At 73.5% G+C, this 16,182-nt stretch carries 16 protein-coding genes; 10 read left to right on the top strand and 6 right to left on the bottom strand.

Going from position 1 to position 16,182, the window contains the following annotated elements:
- Nucleotides 1-58 precede the first annotated feature (58 nt).
- From DER29_RS04535 to serA, 4 genes are all read left to right on the top strand, one after another.
- Nucleotides 59-1,945 (top strand): acetolactate synthase large subunit, encoded by a 1,887-nt coding sequence (locus DER29_RS04535; RefSeq protein WP_121396170.1) that lies wholly within the window; start codon nucleotides 59-61, stop codon nucleotides 1,943-1,945.
- Nucleotides 1,946-2,026: 81 nt separating this feature from the next.
- Nucleotides 2,027-2,542, top strand: coding sequence for an acetolactate synthase small subunit (gene ilvN / locus DER29_RS04530; protein WP_089001623.1), 516 nt, complete (start codon nucleotides 2,027-2,029; stop codon nucleotides 2,540-2,542).
- Between the two features lie 121 nt (nucleotides 2,543-2,663).
- On the top strand, nucleotides 2,664-3,677 hold the full coding sequence (ilvC, locus tag DER29_RS04525) for a ketol-acid reductoisomerase (RefSeq protein ID WP_121396169.1): 1,014 nt from the start codon (nucleotides 2,664-2,666) through the stop codon (nucleotides 3,675-3,677).
- A gap of 383 nt (nucleotides 3,678-4,060) precedes the next feature.
- Nucleotides 4,061-5,659, top strand: a complete 1,599-nt coding sequence (gene serA, locus DER29_RS04520) for a phosphoglycerate dehydrogenase (RefSeq protein ID WP_121396168.1) — start codon at nucleotides 4,061-4,063, stop codon at nucleotides 5,657-5,659.
- A gap of 64 nt (nucleotides 5,660-5,723) precedes the next feature.
- Here the strand turns inward: serA and DER29_RS04515 are convergent, their stop codons facing one another.
- Nucleotides 5,724-6,080, bottom strand: a complete 357-nt coding sequence (locus tag DER29_RS04515; protein WP_121396167.1) for a hypothetical protein — start codon at nucleotides 6,078-6,080, stop codon at nucleotides 5,724-5,726.
- A 319-nt stretch (nucleotides 6,081-6,399) separates the two neighbouring features.
- The gene (locus DER29_RS04510; protein WP_121396166.1) at nucleotides 6,400-7,245 is read right to left on the bottom strand and encodes an FAD:protein FMN transferase; all 846 of its coding nucleotides are present in this window, start codon (nucleotides 7,243-7,245) and stop codon (nucleotides 6,400-6,402) included.
- Between the two features lie 223 nt (nucleotides 7,246-7,468).
- On the opposite strand from DER29_RS04510, the gene DER29_RS04505 reads away from it, so the two are divergent.
- From DER29_RS04505 to DER29_RS04480, 6 genes are all read left to right on the top strand, one after another.
- Nucleotides 7,469-8,500 (top strand): 3-isopropylmalate dehydrogenase, encoded by a 1,032-nt coding sequence (locus tag DER29_RS04505; RefSeq protein ID WP_121396165.1) that lies wholly within the window; start codon nucleotides 7,469-7,471, stop codon nucleotides 8,498-8,500.
- Nucleotides 8,501-8,696: 196 nt separating this feature from the next.
- The gene (locus tag DER29_RS04500; protein WP_121396164.1) at nucleotides 8,697-9,794 is read left to right on the top strand and encodes a branched-chain amino acid aminotransferase; all 1,098 of its coding nucleotides are present in this window, start codon (nucleotides 8,697-8,699) and stop codon (nucleotides 9,792-9,794) included.
- Between the two features lie 122 nt (nucleotides 9,795-9,916).
- Nucleotides 9,917-11,101 carry a sensor histidine kinase gene (locus tag DER29_RS04495; RefSeq protein WP_233600008.1) on the top strand — a complete coding sequence of 395 codons (1,185 nt, stop codon included), beginning with the start codon at nucleotides 9,917-9,919 and terminating at the stop codon, nucleotides 11,099-11,101.
- On the top strand, nucleotides 11,098-11,760 hold the full coding sequence (locus tag DER29_RS04490; protein ID WP_121396162.1) for a response regulator transcription factor: 663 nt from the start codon (nucleotides 11,098-11,100) through the stop codon (nucleotides 11,758-11,760). Before DER29_RS04495 ends, DER29_RS04490 begins: the two co-directional genes overlap by 4 nt.
- An 80-nt stretch (nucleotides 11,761-11,840) precedes the next feature.
- On the top strand, nucleotides 11,841-12,779 hold the full coding sequence (locus DER29_RS04485; protein ID WP_121396161.1) for an ABC transporter ATP-binding protein: 939 nt from the start codon (nucleotides 11,841-11,843) through the stop codon (nucleotides 12,777-12,779).
- Nucleotides 12,776-13,552, top strand: coding sequence for an ABC transporter permease (locus tag DER29_RS04480; RefSeq protein WP_121396160.1), 777 nt, complete (start codon nucleotides 12,776-12,778; stop codon nucleotides 13,550-13,552). The genes DER29_RS04485 and DER29_RS04480 overlap by 4 nt, the downstream gene beginning before the upstream one ends.
- A 53-nt stretch (nucleotides 13,553-13,605) precedes the next feature.
- Here DER29_RS04480 and DER29_RS04475 read toward each other — a convergent pair whose 3' ends face one another.
- The 4 genes from DER29_RS04475 to DER29_RS04460 all read right to left on the bottom strand — a co-directional run bounded on the left by DER29_RS04475 (nucleotide 13,606) and on the right by DER29_RS04460 (nucleotide 16,119).
- On the bottom strand, nucleotides 13,606-14,370 hold the full coding sequence (locus DER29_RS04475; protein WP_370040243.1) for a tyrosine-protein phosphatase: 765 nt from the start codon (nucleotides 14,368-14,370) through the stop codon (nucleotides 13,606-13,608).
- Nucleotides 14,371-14,400: 30 nt separating this feature from the next.
- Nucleotides 14,401-14,859, bottom strand: coding sequence for a PRC-barrel domain containing protein (locus tag DER29_RS04470; protein WP_121396159.1), 459 nt, complete (start codon nucleotides 14,857-14,859; stop codon nucleotides 14,401-14,403).
- Between the two features lie 166 nt (nucleotides 14,860-15,025).
- A complete protein-coding gene (locus DER29_RS04465; protein WP_121396158.1) occupies nucleotides 15,026-15,556 on the bottom strand; it encodes a carboxymuconolactone decarboxylase family protein in 531 nt (176 codons plus the stop codon).
- A gap of 2 nt (nucleotides 15,557-15,558) precedes the next feature.
- On the bottom strand, nucleotides 15,559-16,119 hold the full coding sequence (locus DER29_RS04460; protein ID WP_121396157.1) for a peroxiredoxin: 561 nt from the start codon (nucleotides 16,117-16,119) through the stop codon (nucleotides 15,559-15,561).
- Nucleotides 16,120-16,182: the final 63 nt, after the last annotated feature.

Raw genomic sequence — 16,182 nt, 5'->3', positions numbered from 1 at the left:
TCGCCCGCGTCACCCGCTCGAACAGCCGCACCCACTCCAGCCGAAGGCCTGAACCGCCATGACGAGACCCACGCCAGAGACACTCGCCCACTCCGCCCGGCGGGCCCGCACGGTCGCCGAGCCCGCGAGCGACGCCGAGCACGCCGGCGCCGCCCGTGCCGCGGCCACCCCGGCCGTCCCGGGGGTACGCTCACCCGCCCCGGCCCAGGTCAGCGGTGCTGGCTCGCTCGTGCGGTCCCTCGAGGCGCTCGGCGTCGACATCGTCTTCGGCATCCCGGGCGGCGCCATCCTGCCGGCGTACGACCCGCTCTACGACTCCACCGTCCGGCACATCCTGGTCCGGCACGAGCAGGGCGCCGGGCACGCGGCGACGGGCTACGCCCAGGCGACCGGCCGGGTGGGGGTCTGCATGGCCACCTCCGGGCCCGGTGCCACGAACCTGGTCACCCCGATCGCCGACGCGTACATGGACTCGGTGCCGATCGTGGCGATCACCGGGCAGGTCGCGCGGCCCTCGATCGGCACGGACGCCTTCCAGGAGGCGGACATCCAGGGCATCACCCTGCCGATCACCAAGCACAACTTCCTGGTGCAGGAGGCCGAGGAGATCCCCCGGGTGCTGGCCGAGGCGTTCCACCTGGCCGCCACCGGCCGACCCGGGCCGGTCCTGGTCGACATCCCCAAGGACGTCCTCCAGGCGCCCACCACCTTCACCTGGCCGCCGACGCTGGACCTGCCCGGCTACCGCCCGACCCTGCACCCGCACGGCAAGCAGATCCGCGAGGCGGCCCGGCTGATGGCCACCGCCCGGCGCCCGGTGCTCTACGTCGGCGGCGGCGTGCTTAAGGCCGGCGCCACGGAGGGGCTGCGCCGGTTGGCCGAGCTGACCGGGATCCCGGTGGTCACCACGCTGATGGCGCTCGGCGCGTTCCCCGACTCGCACCCGCAGCACCTGGGCATGCCTGGCATGCACGGCACGGTCTCCGCGGTCTACGGCCTGCAGAAGGCCGACCTGATCGTGGCCCTGGGCGCCCGCTTCGACGACCGGGTCACCGGCAAGCTGGACTCGTTCGCCCCGGACGCGGCGGTGGTGCACGCCGACATCGACCCGGCCGAGATCGGCAAGAACCGGCACGCGGACGTCCCGATCGTCGGCGACGCCCGGCACGTCATCGACGAGCTGATCGCGGCGGTGACCAACGAGCAGGCGGCCGGCCGGCGCGTCGACCTCGCCGACTGGTGGACCCAGCTCGACGACCTGCGCAACCGGTACCCGCTGGGCTACGAGGAGCCGGCCGACGGCACCCTCTCCCCGCAGTACGTGATCAAGCGGCTCGGCGAGCTCGTCGGCCCGGACGCGATCTACGTGGCGGGGGTCGGCCAGCACCAGATGTGGGCCTCGCAGTTCATCTCCTACGAGAAGCCGTACACCTGGTTGAACTCGGGCGGCCTCGGCACGATGGGCTACGCGGTGCCGGCGGCGATGGGCGCCAAGGCCGGCAAGCCGGACACGGTGGTGTGGGCGATCGACGGCGACGGCTGCTTCCAGATGACCAACCAGGAGCTGGCCACCTGCGCGCTGGAGGGCATCCCGGTCAAGATCGCCGTGATCAACAACGGCAACCTCGGCATGGTGCGGCAGTGGCAGACCCTGTTCTACGGGGAGCGCTACTCCAACACCGACCTCGGCACCCACAAGCACCGCATCCCCGACTTCCTGAAGCTCGCGGAGGCGCTCGGCTGCGTGGGCCTGCGCTGCGAGAACGCCGAGGACGTCGACCGGACCATCGCCGCCGCGATGGCCATCGACGACGCACCGGTGGTCATCGACTTCGTCGTCGGCAAGGACGCCATGGTGTGGCCGATGGTCGCCGCCGGCACCAGCAACGACGAGATCATGTTCGCCCGGGGCGTCCGCCCGGCCTTCGACGAGGATGACATCTGACATGAGCGAGCAACGCGAGCGAATCATCAGGCTCAGTCCCGTGCCGCGTCAGGGCACGACCGAGCGGAGCGAGGTCGTGGCATGACAATGCACACGCTGAGCGTCCTGGTGGAGAACAAGCCGGGCGTCCTGGCCCGGGTCTCCGGGCTGTTCTCCCGGCGCGGCTTCAACATCGACAGTCTCGCCGTCGGGGAGACCGAGAACCCGGACGTCTCGCGGATCACCATCGTGGTCAACGCCGAGTCGTCCCCGCTGGAGCAGGTCACCAAGCAGCTCAACAAGCTGGTCAACGTGCTCAAGATCGTCGAGCTGGACCCGCAGGTCTCGGTCGCCCGGGAGCTGCTCCTGGTCAAGGTGCGCGCCGACCGCGCGGCCCGGGCCCAGGTGCTGGAGACGGTCGGCCTGTTCCGGGCCCGGGTGGTCGACGTGGCGCCGGACACGCTGACCATCGAGGCCACCGGCACCCCGGACAAGCTCGACGCGCTGCTGCGCGACCTCGAACCGTTCGGGATCAAGGAGATGGTCCAGTCCGGGCTGGTGGCGATCGGGCGCGGCTCGCGCTCCATCACCGCCGGGCCCTCGCTCCGGGCCGCCTGACCCCGACCCGGCCGGTGCCCCGCGCCGGCCGGGACCGCCCGACCAGTGCCGGCGCGTCGCGCCGCCTGGGACCGCACAGATCCACGACGGGCCGCCCGGGCCGCCGTACGAAAGGGAAATCATGAGCGTTGAGGTGTACTACGACGACGATGCCGACCTGGGCCTGATCCAGGGCCGGAAGGTCGCGGTGATCGGGTACGGCAGCCAGGGCCACGCCCACGCGCTGTCGCTGCGCGACTCCGGAGTCGACGTGGTGATCGGTCTGCCGGAGGCCTCCAAGAGCCGGGCCAAGGCCGAGGAACAGGGCCTGCGCGTGCTCACGCCGGCCGAGGCGGCGGCCGAGGCCGACGTCATCATGATCCTCGCGCCGGACACCGCCCAGCGCAGCATCTACGCCGAGTCGATCGCGCCGAACCTGGCCCCGGGCAAGGCGCTCTTCTTCGGCCACGGCTTCAACATCCGCTACGGCCTGATCAAGCCCCCGGCCGACGTCGACGTGGCGATGGTCGCGCCGAAGGGCCCGGGTCACCTGGTGCGCCGCCAGTACGCCGACGGCAAGGGCGTGCCCTGCCTGGTCGCCGTCGAGCAGGACGCCAGCGGCGGCGCCCTCGCGCTGGCCCTGTCGTACGCCAAGGGCATCGGCGGCACCCGGGCCGGCGTCATCCGGACCACCTTCACCGAGGAGACCGAGACCGACCTCTTCGGCGAGCAGGCGGTGCTCTGCGGCGGCGCGGCGGCGCTCGTGCAGACCGGCTTCGAGGTGCTCACCGAGGCGGGCTACGCCCCCGAGGTGGCCTACTTCGAGTGCCTGCACGAGCTGAAGCTGATCGTCGACCTCATGTACGAGGGCGGCATCGCGAAGATGCGCTACAGCATCTCCGACACGGCCGAGTACGGCGACCTCTCCCGCGGCCCGCGTGTCATCGACGCCCGGGTCAAGGAGGAGATGCGCAAGATCCTCAGCGAGGTCCAGTCCGGCGAGTTCGCCCGGGAGTGGGTGGCCGAGGACGAGGCCGGCCGGCCCAACTTCAGCAAGTGGCAGGCCGAGGGCGCGGCGCACCCGATCGAGGAGACCGGCAGCAAGCTGCGCGGCATGATGAGCTGGGTCGACCGCCCGATCACCGAGACTGCCTGAGACACACCCCCGGCGGCCCGGCCCGGGCGCTCTCCCCGGCGCCCGGACCGGGCCGCTCCCTGTCCGCACCACCACGCCGCTCGCGCAGGCCGTGTCCGCCCCGGCTCGCCGCGCGACGGGCCGGGCCGAACCGGCCGGGCCCGACCGACGCACCCGCCACGCCGGGGCGACCCCACGCGCCCGTCACGCGCCGTTCACCGGCGGGCCGTCACCCGTTGTGAGGGCACTCACCCCGTAGTCCGGGACATGCCGGCCGGCCGGGCCCCTACGATCGCGGGGTAGGTGCGTAGCCGGCACCTGACGGCCATGGCCCGGATCAGCGCAGGGCGCAGCGCGGCGTCCCGCAGCCCGGCCCACCGCTCTGACGACAACTACGAGGACCAATGACTCCTGTCGTACTGATCGCCGAAGAACTCGCCCCCGCCGCCATCGAGGTGCTGGCCCACGACTTCGACGTCCGGCACGTCGACGGCACCGACCGTCCGGCCCTGCTCTCGGCGCTCTCCGAGGCCGACGCCGTCATCGTGCGCAGCGCCACCCAGATCGACGCCGAGGCGATCTCCGCCGCGCCCCGACTGAAGGTCGTCGCCCGGGCGGGCGTGGGTCTGGACAACGTCGAGGTGCCGGCCGCCACCGCGCGGGGCCTCATGGTCGTCAACGCCCCCACCTCGAACATCGTCTCCGCCGCCGAGCAGGCCCTCGCGCTGCTGCTCGCCGTGGCCCGCAACACCGCCAGCGCCAGCGCCGCGCTGAAGGCGGGGGAGTGGAAGCGGTCGAAGTACACCGGCGTCGAGATCCAGGGCAAGACCGTCGGCGTGGTCGGCCTCGGCCGCATCGGCGTGCTCTTCGCCCAGCGGATCGCCGCCTTCGGCACCCGGCTGATCGCGTACGACCCCTACATCCAGCCGGCCCGCGCGGCCCAGCTCGGCGTCCGCCTGGTGGGGCTGGAGGAGCTGCTGCGGGAGAGCGACTTCATCTCGATCCACCTGCCGAAGACCCCGGAGACCGTCGGCCTGATCGGCGAGAAGGAGCTGGCCGTCGTCAAGCCCGGCGTCCGGATCGTCAACGCCGCCCGGGGCGGGCTCGTCGACGAGCAGGCCCTGGCCGACGCGATCGCCGAGGGCCGGGTCGCCGGCGCGGGCGTGGACGTCTACGCCAAGGAGCCCTGCACCTCCTCGCCGCTGTTCGCCTTCGACAACGTGGTCGCCACCCCGCACCTGGGCGCCTCCACGGGCGAGGCGCAGGACAAGGCCGGCCTGGCCGTGGCCAAGAGCGTGAAGCTGGCGTTGCAGGGCGAGTTCGTGCCGGACGCCGTGAACGTGCAGGCCGGCGGTGTGGTCGCCGAGGACGTGCGGCCGCTGCTGCCGCTGGCCGAGAAGCTCGGCCGGGCCTTCACCGCCGTCGCAGGCGGGGTCGCCGCCAGCGTCACCGTCGAGGTGCGCGGCGAGATCGTCAACCACGACGTGTCGGTGCTGAAGCTCGCCGCCACCAAGGGGCTGTTCAGCTCGGTGGTCGAGGAGCAGGTCACCTACGTCAACGCGCCGCACCTGGCCGCCGAGCGCGGCGTCGAGGTCACGCTGGTCGCCCAGACCGACGCGGTCGACCACCCCAGCCTGGTCACCGTCCGCGGCGCGCTGCCCGACGGCCGTACGGTCAGCGTCTCCGGCACGGTGACCACCGCCGGCGGTCGCGACGTCATCAAGCTCACCGAGGTCGACGGCTTCGACGTGGAGATCGGCGCGGAGGGCATCCTGGTCTTCCTGCGCTACGTCGACCGCCCGGGCGTGGTCGGCACGGTCGGCACGCTGCTCGGCGAGGCCGGCGTCAACATCGCGGCGATGCAGGTGGCCCGCCGCGAGGCGGGCGGCGAGACCCTGATGACCCTCACGGTCGACCAGGCGCTCGGCGCCGACCTGCTCACCTCGGCGGCGGACTCGATCGGCGCGGTCGCGGCCAGCGCGGCGGACCTGCGCGACGAGTGACCTGAACGCGCGACAGGAGGGGCCCGGCGGATCCGCCGGGCCCCTCGTCGTACTCGGGGAGTGGTCAGCCGGGCAGTCGGGCCGGCGGCGGATAGACCGAGCCGTCCTGCGCGTCGAAGAGCATCAGGTCGTACGCGCCGGCCAGCCGTTCGATGTCGAGCAGCACCTGGTCCTCGCAGGTCGGGTGCAGGTTCAGCTCGACGTGGTCGCTGGCCGCGTGCAGCGGCGCCACCGCCCACGGGGTGCCGGGGCCGGCCGGCCGGTCCGGGTAGCTGCCGGTGATGGCGCGGTAGAACGCCACCACCCGCGGGTCCGGGTACCGGTCGACGTGCTGTCCCTGCCGGCACCGCAGCACCGCCGCCCGCACGTCCTCGGGTGTCGCCCCGTCCGCCAGGGCCCACACGCTCAGATCGAAACTCACGGCGGACAGCGTGCCATTCGCCGTTCACCGCGTCGAAATCGGCCCGCCGTCGGATCGGCACGCTCCTGTCGCGACGGTCCGCTGTGGAGACCCTTGCGTTGAGTTGCGTCGATTCGCTAGCGTATCGGTGCGGTCACTGGCCGAGCTCGCGGCGTGGGCCCGTCTTCGGGTGGCGAGGTCGACGTCCGGCCGTCCGGCCCGCACCCCTCGATTGCGCGAGCCACGCGCACTCGTCGCTGACCGGCCCTCACGGTCGTTGCCGAGACCGTGGGGGCCGATCGCGCGTCCGGCCCGCTCCCCAAGGCGACGCGGGGCCGGCTCAGCGGCGGTGGGCGAAGAGCGCGCGGTAGTCCGACCCGTCGCGGAACCAGTCCAGCCCGGCCGGCCCGGCGGCGTAGAGCGCGGTGGCGTAGGCGTCGGCGACGGCGAGGTCCGGCCCGACCACCGTCGCGGCGACCAGCTGGTCGGCGGGCTCCCCGGTGTGCGGGTCGATCACGTGCCCCTGCCGGCCGCTCACCCCCGAGGTGCCGACCGCGCCCGCGGTCATCTCCAGCACGAGCGGCGCCCGGTGCTGGTCCGTCGGGTGGTGCATCGCCACCCGCCACGGACCGCCGTGCGCCGCGTGCCCGCGGACGACCAGGTCGGCGCCGGTGAGCACGGCGTAGTCGTGGACGCCGGCGGCGCGCAGCCGGGCGGCGGCGCGCTCGACCGCCCACCCGCCGAGCAGGCCGCCGGGGTCGAAGCCGCCGGGCACCGCCCAGGCGTCGAACCAGCCGTCGGTGGCCGCCCGCATCGCCGCGCAGCGGTCCACCAGGTCGGCCAGCGGCGGGTACGAGTCGGGGCTGATCTCACCCCGGCGCAGCCGGGAGACCAGGCTCTCCGGCCGGGTCGGGCCGTAGGTGAGGTCGATCGCCCGCAGCTCCGCCACCGCGTCCCGCAGCGCCTCCCCGACACCGCGACGGCCCAGCCACTCGGGGGCGTTGAGCAGCAGCGAGTATTCCGCCGTGGAGGTCCGCACGGTGTGCTGGACGGCGATCCGGTCCTCGCCGACCGTGCCGGGCCGGTCCACGCGGTGACTGCGGGCGCCCAGCCGCAGGTCCGGCCGGCGCGGCTGGAAGGCCGACTGGTCCACCCATCGGGTCCGTGGCTGCTGGTCGATCCGCATGACGCTGCTCCCTCGCTGACGCCGGCCGCGCCCTCGCGGCCTCCGTCACGGGCCCCCGTTGACCCGCTCGTCATCACGCTAGGCAGCGGAGATGACCCCATCATGAATGCCACCTGGGAGGATCCTGTGCATCCTCCTTTCCCGCATTCTGGAAGGATCGTACCGGGAGGCGGGACGGCGGCGTACGGTCGGACGAAACGGCGAGGCGAGGGAGCACAGGGACGTGGCACGGATCGCGGTGGTGGCCGGGGACGGGATCGGACCCGAGGTGGTCGCGCAGGCCCGCAAGGTCATCGACGCCGTGCTGCCGGGGGTGGACGCCACCGAGTACGACCTCGGCGCCGCCCGCTGGCACCGCACCGGCGAGGTGCTGCCCGACTCGGTGCTGACCGAGCTGGCCGGGCACGACGCGATCCTGCTGGGCGCCGTCGGCGACCCGACCGTGCCGCCGGGAGTGCTGGAGCGGGGCCTGCTGCTGAAGCTGCGCTTCGCCTTCGACCAGTACGTCAACCTGCGCCCGTCGCGGCTCTGGCCCGGCGTGGCCGGGCCGCTGGCGAGCGTCAAGCCCGGCGAGGTCGACCTGGTGGTCGTCCGCGAGGGCACCGAGGGCCTCTACGCCGGCGCCGGTGGCGCGCTGCACCGGGGCACCCCGGCGGAGGTCGCCACCGAGGAGAGCCTGAACACGCGGCACGGCGTGGAGCGGGTGATCCGCGACGCCTTCGCCCGTGCCGCGCGCCGGGAGCGGCGCAAGGTCACCCTCGTGCACAAGACCAACGTGCTCACCCACGCCGGTTCGTTGTGGGCGCGCGCGTTCGAGGCCGTGGCGGCCGAGCACCCCGACGTGGTCACGGAGTACCAGCACGTCGACGCCGCCGCGATGTTCCTGGTCACCCAGCCGCAGCGCTACGACGTGGTGGTCACCGACAACCTGTTCGGCGACATCCTCACCGACATCGCCGCCGCCGTCACCGGCGGGATCGGGCTGGCCGCCAGCGGCAGCATCAACCCCGAGGGGACGTACCCCTCGATGTTCGAGCCGGTACACGGCTCGGCGCCGGACATCGCCGGGCGCGGCGTGGCCGACCCGGTGGCGGCCGTACTCTCGGCGGCCCTGCTGCTCGACCAGCTCGGGCACGCCGACGCCGCCGCCCGGGTCACCGCGGCGGTGGGCGTGGAGCTGGCCGGGCGGGCGCCGGGCGCGGCACTGCGCACCGAGGAGGTCGGCGACCGGCTGGCCGGTTACGCCACCTCCTGAGGCCGCCGGCCACCCCGTCCCGAAGTTCCGACCACGCCGCCCGGCCGCACCTTGGCCCGGCGGCGTACACCCGTCCGGTGCTGCCGGTACGCCCGGGCGGCGCTACCCGCTGAACGACCGTTCGGGGTAAGTTTCTCGCACCAGATTTCTCGGCAGGCGGACCCGCGTGCCGTAGTCCCGCAGGGAGGTCAGCGCGATGAGCGGTGGTGACAAGCTCGACTTCGAGATCCGTCCGAATCCCGCGCCGGTATCCGTCGCCGACCGGGCCGCCCTGCTGGCCAACCCGGGTTTCGGCCGGGTCTTCACCGACCACATGGTCACCATCCGCTACGCCGACGGCAAGGGCTGGTACGACGCCCGGGTCGAGGCGCGGGCGCCGATCCCGATGGACCCGGCCGCCGCGGTGCTGCACTACGCGCAGGAGATCTTCGAGGGGCTGAAGGCCTACCGGACGGCCGACGGCGGGGTCACCATGTTCCGCCCGGAGGCCAACGCCGCCCGGTTCGCCGCCTCCGCCCGGCGCATGGCGATGCCGCCGCTGCCCGAGGAAGCGTTCGTCGACTCGCTGCGTCAGCTCGTGGCCACCGACCAGGACTGGATCCCCGAGGGCGCGGACGGCAGCCTCTACCTGCGGCCGTTCATGTTCGCCAGCGAGGTGTTCCTCGGCGTCCGGCCCGCCAACGAGTACCTCTACGTGGTGATCGCCTCGCCGGTCGGCGCGTACTTCTCCGGCGGGGTGAAGCCGGTGACGGTCTGGGTCTCCCCGGACTACACCCGGGCCGCCCCGGGCGGCACCGGCGCGGCGAAGTGCGGCGGCAACTACGCCGCCTCGCTGGTGGCCCAGGCCGAGGCGATCGAGCACGGCTGCGACCAGGTGGTCTTCCTGGACGCGGTGGAGCGTCGCTTCGTCGACGAGCTGGGCGGCATGAACGTGTTCTTCGTCTACGACGACGACACCGTGGTCACCCCGCCGCTGACCGGCACGATCCTGCCCGGCATCACCCGGGAGTCGGTGCTCACGCTGGCCGCCGACGCCGGGCACCGGATCGAGGAGCGGCCGGTGAGCTTCGCCGACTGGCAGGCGGACGCCGCGAGCGGCCGGCTCCGCGAGGTGTTCGCCTGCGGCACCGCCGCCGTCGTCACCCCGATCGGGCGGGTGCGCTTCCCCGACGGCGAGTTCCTGGTGGGCGGCGGCGAGCCCGGCCGGGTCACGACGGCCCTGCGCCAGCAGCTCGTCGACCTCCAGCGCGGCAAGGTCGACGACCCGCACGGCTGGGTCCGCCGCATCCTCTGACGGTGGGGCCGGCAGGCCGCCAACCGGCCTCGGTGTCGTCACGACAACGGCCGGCAGCGCGACCGCGGTCTCCACACGGCGCTGACGACCGCACGGTGTCTGGCGGACACAATGTGCCGGTGATGCTGTCGTTGCAGCGGTGTGCCCTGGTCCGGCTCTGGCGGGTCGGACTGTGGCTGTGCGGAACCGTCCTGGTCGTCGTCGGCACGACGAAGGTCCGTCCGGACGACGGAGAGCGGGCCGTCGACGCCCTGGCCCACCTCGCGGTGGCCGGCGCCTGTGCGGCTGTCGCCGTGTCGTGGCGCTGGCCGGTCCAGGCAGCGGGCGCGGTGGCGGTGACCCTGCTGCTGTACACCGGGCGGCACTATCCGGACGGGCCGGTGCTGTTGGCGGGTCTGGTGGTGCTGTACGGGCTCGGCTCCGTGCGGTCCAGGCGGCTGGCCTACGGGTTCGCGGCCGGCACCGCCGTCGTGGTGGTGGCGGCCGGCGCCCTGGTCGACGGCGGGCCGGGCGTGGTGGACCTGGCGTTCGTCGGGTGGGCGGCGGCGGCCGTGTTCGCGGCCGACGCCGTGCGCGGAGTTCGGGAGCGGCGGCTCGCGCAGGAGGAGCGGACCCGGCTGCGGACGCAGGCCCGGCAGCGGGACGAGGAGCGCCGCCTGGCCGAGGAGCGGCTGCGGATCGCCCGGGACCTGCACGACACCGTGGCCCACGCGATGGCGACGATCAACGTGCAGGCCGGCATGGCCGGGCAGGTGATCGACAGCCGGCCGGACCTGGCCAGGGAGGCGTTCGAGGTGGTCCGTGGCGTCAGCGGCGCGGTCCTCGACGAGTTGAACGCCATGGTGCGGGTGCTGCGCGCGGGTGACGAGCGGTCGCCGTTGCGCCCGGTGCCGGGGCTGACGGACCTGGCCGCGCTGGCGCGCTCCACCGAGTTGGCCGGCACGCCGGTCGAGCTGCGGGTCACCGTGCCACCCGGTCGGGTGGCGCGACCGGTGGCGCTCGCCGCGTACCGCATCGTGCAGGAGTCGATGACGAACGTGACCCGCCACGCCGCAGGCGCGCGGGCCCGCGTGACCGTGACCTACGACGACGCGGACGGGCTGCGGGTCGCGGTCACGGACGACGGGGTCGGCACCGCGGGTGGCGCCGGGCGACCCGGGGGGCGGGTCGGCGTGATCGGGATGCGGGAGCGGGCCGCCTCGACCGGCGGCTCCCTGGCGGTCGGCCCTCGGCCGGGTGGCGGGTTCGCCGTCGCGGCCCACTGGCCCGCTGCGGCGGCTCGTGCCGTAGAGGGAGCGGACCGGTGATCCGGGTGGTGCTCGCCGACGATCAGCTGCTGGTCCGGGCCGGCTTCCGGGCGCTGCTGGCGGTGGAGCCTGACATCACGGTGGTCGGTGAGGCCGACGACGGCGCGTCCGCCCTCGCCACGGTCGTCGCCACGGTCCCGGACGTGGTCCTGATGGACGTGCGGATGCCCGGGACGGACGGCATCGCCGCGACCCGGCGGATCGTGGCCGACGACCGCCTGTCCGGCGTCCGCGTGTTGATCCTGACCACGTTCGACCTCGACGAGTACGTGTTCGACGCACTGCGCGCCGGGGCGAGCGGGTTCCTCGTCAAGCACACCCATCCGGCGGAGCTGGTGCGCGCGGTGCGGGTGGTGGCGGACGGTGACGCCCTGCTGTCGCCGGGGGTGACCCGACGGTTGATCGCCGAGTACGCGGCGCGGCCGGCGCCCACCGCCGTCCCGCCGTCGATGGCGCTGCTGACCGACCGGGAGCGGGAGGTCGTGACGCGGGTCGCCGAGGGCCTGTCCAACGACGAGATCGCCGCGCGGCTCTTCGTCACGCCGGCGACCGTGCGGACCCATGTGAGCCGGGCGATGATGAAGCTGCACGCCCGGGACCGGGCCCAGCTGGTGGTGTTCGCGTACCACAGTGGCCTGGTCCGGGTGCCACGGCGCTGAGTGCGTCTGCACATCTGACGTAGGGCGATCTCCACGGCATGCGGACGACGTGCGGCGGCTGGTCGCCGAGGCTGTACGCCATGACGATCACATCCCCGCCGGCGCCGCCGGACGCGGCGGTCACCCTCGACGGCTTGACCAAGCGCTACGGTGCCCGCACGGCGGTCGACCAGCTCACCATGCACATCCCGCGAGGATCCGTCGCCGGGTTCGTGGGCCCCAACGGCGCCGGCAAGACCACCGCCATGGCCATGCTGCTCGGCCTGGTCCGTCCGTCCGCCGGCACCGCCACGGTGCTCGGTCACCCGATCTCACAGCCCGCGCGCTATCTCGGTCGGGTCGGCGCGCTGATCGAGACCCCCGGGTTCTACCCGGCGCTGACCGGGCTGGAGAACCTGCGGGTGCTCGCGGCCATGGGCGGCCACGACGTCGCCCGGATCCCGCGCGTGCTCGAACAGGTCGGCCTCGGCGGCCGCGGAAGCAGCCGGTTCGGCCAGTACTCGTTGGGCATGAAGCAGCGCCTCGGCATCGCCGGCGCGCTGCTGGGCGACCCCGAGCTGGTGATCCTCGACGAGCCGACGAACGGCCTCGACCCGTTGGGGATGTCCGAGATGCGCGAGCTCATCGCCGGTCTCGCCGGGCAGGGGCGTACGGTCATGGTCTCCTCCCACCTGCTCGGGGAGCTGGAACAGGTCTGCGACTGGTTGCTGATTCTCGACCACGGCGAGCTGGTCTACCAGGGTGCGACCGAGGCGTTCGCCGTCGGCGTCGAGCTCAGCGTGGCGGCCGAGGGCAACGCGGACACCGGGCGCCTGGCCGAACTGCTGGTCGCCGCGGGGTACCCCGTGCGGCGGCGCGGCGACGAGCTGGTCGTGCAGCTCGGTGACCGTGACGGGCGGACGGCGGCGGCGCACGTCAACCGGATCGCCCACGCCGGCGGCGTCGTCCTGAGCGTCCTGCACCGGCGCCGCCCGAGCCTGGAAGACCAGGTCCTGGCGCGCACGGGAGGCAACCGGTGACGCGTGCGTTCCGCGCCGAGTTGATCAAAATCGCCCGTCCCCGGATGCTGTGGGTCACCGCAGTCGTGGCGGTGGCGTTCGCGGTAGGCTCGGCTGCGGCGGGAATCCTCAACGCCGAGCCGGCCGCCGTCGGCGGACCGGCACCGGAGGACTTCGCCCGGGCGGGCGGCGGCACCCTGTCGTTCACCGTCGCGGCGTCCTTCGCCGGCGCTTTCCTGTTGGCCGTCTTCGCCGGCGCCGTGGGCGTGGAGTTCTCCCGTGGCACCCTGCGGACCCTGCTCATGCAGCAGCCGGGCCGCCTGCGCCTGGTCGCCGGCAAGCTCGCCGCGTTGTTGCTGTTCGCCGCCGTCACGGTCGCCGTCACCCAGGCGGTCAGCGTGGTCGCCGCCGTGCTCTTCGCCGCGGCGAAGGACATCTCCACGGCCGAGTGGTTCACCGCCGCGGGGTGGCGGGCGATGGCCGGCGACTACGGCAGTGCGCTGCTCGCCGTCACCGGCTGGGCGCTGCTCGGCACGGCCCTGGGGGTGCTGGTGCCCTCGGTGCCGGTCGCCGTCGGCATCGGCGTGGGTTGGGCGGGGCCGGTGGAGCAGGTGCTCGGCGAGGCGTGGGGGCCGGCCGCCGAATGGTTTCCGGGCCTGCTGCTGGAGAGCCTGCTCGACCCGGAGCCGGGCGGGCCGGGCACAGCCCGCGCCCTGGTCACCTTGGCCGGCTACTGCCTGGTCGCCGCCTGCGCGGCCGGGATCGCCCTGACCCGCCGCGACGTCACGTCCTGACCGTGGCCCGGGGCCGTCGCCCATTCCCGAGTGACGGCCCTGGCGCGGCGGGGTCAACCCAGCAGGTGGTCGCGCAGCGCGGCGAGTTGGGCGTCGGTGACGCCGGCGTGGCGCAGGTAGCCCTCGACCGAGCCGTGGGCCTCGCGCAGCTCGGCGAGGAAGAGCGTCATCGCCTCGGCGGGGCAGGTCAGCACCGGCAGGGTGTGCCCGGCCTGCCGGCCGGTGGCCTCGAACCAGGCGCGGTAGCGCTCGCCGGCCTCGGTGCTCAGGGCGTAGTCGGCGGCGATGTCGTCGTCGGCGACGCCGAGCACCGCGAGGGTGAGCCCGCAGACGATGCCCGTGCGGTCCTTGCCGGCGACGCAGTGCACGACCACCGGGGCGTTGGCGGAGTCGGCGATCAGCCCGACCGCCTCGGCGAGCCCGGCGCCGCCGGTCCCGGCGAGGTCGGCGTACCGGTCTGCCAGGTAGCGGGCCAGGTCGGTGCCGGGACGGTAGGGGCGCTCGCCCCACTCCGCGTGCTCCGGGTGGATGTTGCGCCAGGTCAGGCCGTCGAAGTGGGGGACGCGGCCGTCGCGCTCCACCTCGTACGGGCGGCGCAGGTCGATGACCGTGCGGACGCCGAGGGCGGTGAACGCCTCCCGGTCGGTGTCGTCGAGGCGGTGCAGCGAGTCGGAGCGGTAGAGCCGCCCCGGGCGCACCGTGCGGCCGTCGTGGCCGACGTGGCCGCCCACGTCGCGGAAGTTGAACATCGCGGAGAAGGGGATCCTGCGACCGACCTCGATGGAGTCCACGCTGACACGGTAACGGCCTCCCGCGATCCGCGGGAGGCCGTCGCGTGCCGGTGCCGGCTAGCGGGCGGTGCCGGGCGGGATGGCCGAGTACGTCTCGCCGTAGTAGCCGCCGAGGCGGTCGCGGTAGGTGGGGTCGGTGTCGGCGGTCTCGTCGTACTCCGGGGCGGCCTTGATCTGGTCCTTGCTCCGGTCGACGTACACCTTGCGCTCGTCGTGGTCGACGTGGTTGACGGTGCCGGCCGGGACCATGACCTTCCGGCCGAAGATCCACGGTCCGGTGTCCACCACGAGGTAGCTGTCGTTGACCTCGTGGCTGGCGCTGTCGATTTTGCCGATGCCGCCGTCGGTGGCCTCGACCTTGTAGCCGACCAGGTCGGCGTCGGCGACCCTCGCGGTGTCGCGGTAACGCCACGGGTCGAACGTGCCGGCCGGGGCGCCACCGGCGAACTCGCCCTGGCCGCCGCCGCGCAGCGGGTCCGGGCTGCCGTGGGTGCTGTGCGGGTCGAGCCTGTCCATCTGACAACTCCTGCCCCGACTGTCGCCAGTCGTCTCGCCGGTCCGGTGTCTCGTCTCCTCCGAGGAGCTACCCGGGCCGTCGCCACCGGAAACGGCGGGGGCCGGTGCCGGAGACGACGGGGGGCCGGCGCCGCACCGCGGCACCGGCCCCCCCGTGGCGTACCCGTCAGGCGAGCGCGGCCTGGGCGTCCAGGGTCACCGCGGCGGCGTGCACGACGGCGGCGATGCGCAGCCCCTCGTGCACCTGCTCGCGGCTGAAGCCCGCGTTGCGCAGGGTCTTCTCGTGCGACTCCAGGCACACCCCGCAGCCGGTGATCGCCGAGACCGCCAGGCACCAGAGCTCGAAGTCGGCCTTGTCCACGCCCGGCTTGGCGATGATCTGCATCCGCAGCCGCGCCGGGATCGACTGGTACTGCTCGTCGCCGATCAGGTGCTTGGCCCGGTAGTAGACGTTGTTCATCGCCATGATCGCGGCGGCGCCCTTGGCCGCCTCGACCGCCTCCGGCCCGAGGTGGGTGGCCGCCTCGGCGGCGATCTCGCGCAGCACCACCGGGTTGCGCGCCGCGACGGCGCAGGCCAGGGCGGTGCCCCACGCCTGCTCCGGCTTCAGCGTGCTGGTGCCGATGGTGGAGCCGAGGTTGAGCTTGATGTCCTTGGCGTACTCCGGCAGGGCCGCCTTGACCGCGTCCAGACCCATGGTCAGGCCCCGGCGCCGGCGAGGAGCTTGGTGGCGTCCAGGGTCTCGCCGCCCTTGTTCCAGTTGCACGGGCAGAGCTCGTCGGTCTGGAGGGCGTCGAGCACCCGCAGCACCTCGGAGACGTTCCGGCCGACCGAGCCGGCGGTCACCATGACGAACTGGATCTCGTTGTCCGGGTCGACGATGAAGGTCGCCCGCTGGGCCACGCCGTCCTCGCCGAGCACGCCGCAGGCGGCGGTCAGCTCACGCTTGACGTCGCTGAGCATCGGGAACGGCAGCTCGCGCAGGTCCGGGTGGTCCTTGCGCCACGCGTAGTGGACGAACTCGTTGTCCACCGACACGCCGAGGACCTGGGCGTCCCGGTCGGCGAACTCCTCGTTCAGCCGGCCGAACTCCGCGATCTCGGTCGGGCAGACGAAGGTGAAGTCCTTCGGCCAGAAGAAGACGACGCGCCACTTCCCCTGGTGGGACTTGTGGTTGATCGACTCGAACGCCTTGTCGGCGTCCAGCGACACGCAGGCGGTGAGTTCGTACTCGGGGAAGCGGTCACCGACAGTGAGCACAGGTCCTCCTTGACAGCGGCACGAGGCCGGTAACTGGATCGGTTCCAGATACTTCCGCAGTCC

This window comes from Micromonospora sp. M71_S20 (assembly GCF_003664255.1).
Classification (GTDB): Bacteria; Actinomycetota; Actinomycetes; order Mycobacteriales; family Micromonosporaceae; genus Micromonospora.
This window is presented reverse-complemented; position numbering and strand designations above follow the sequence as displayed.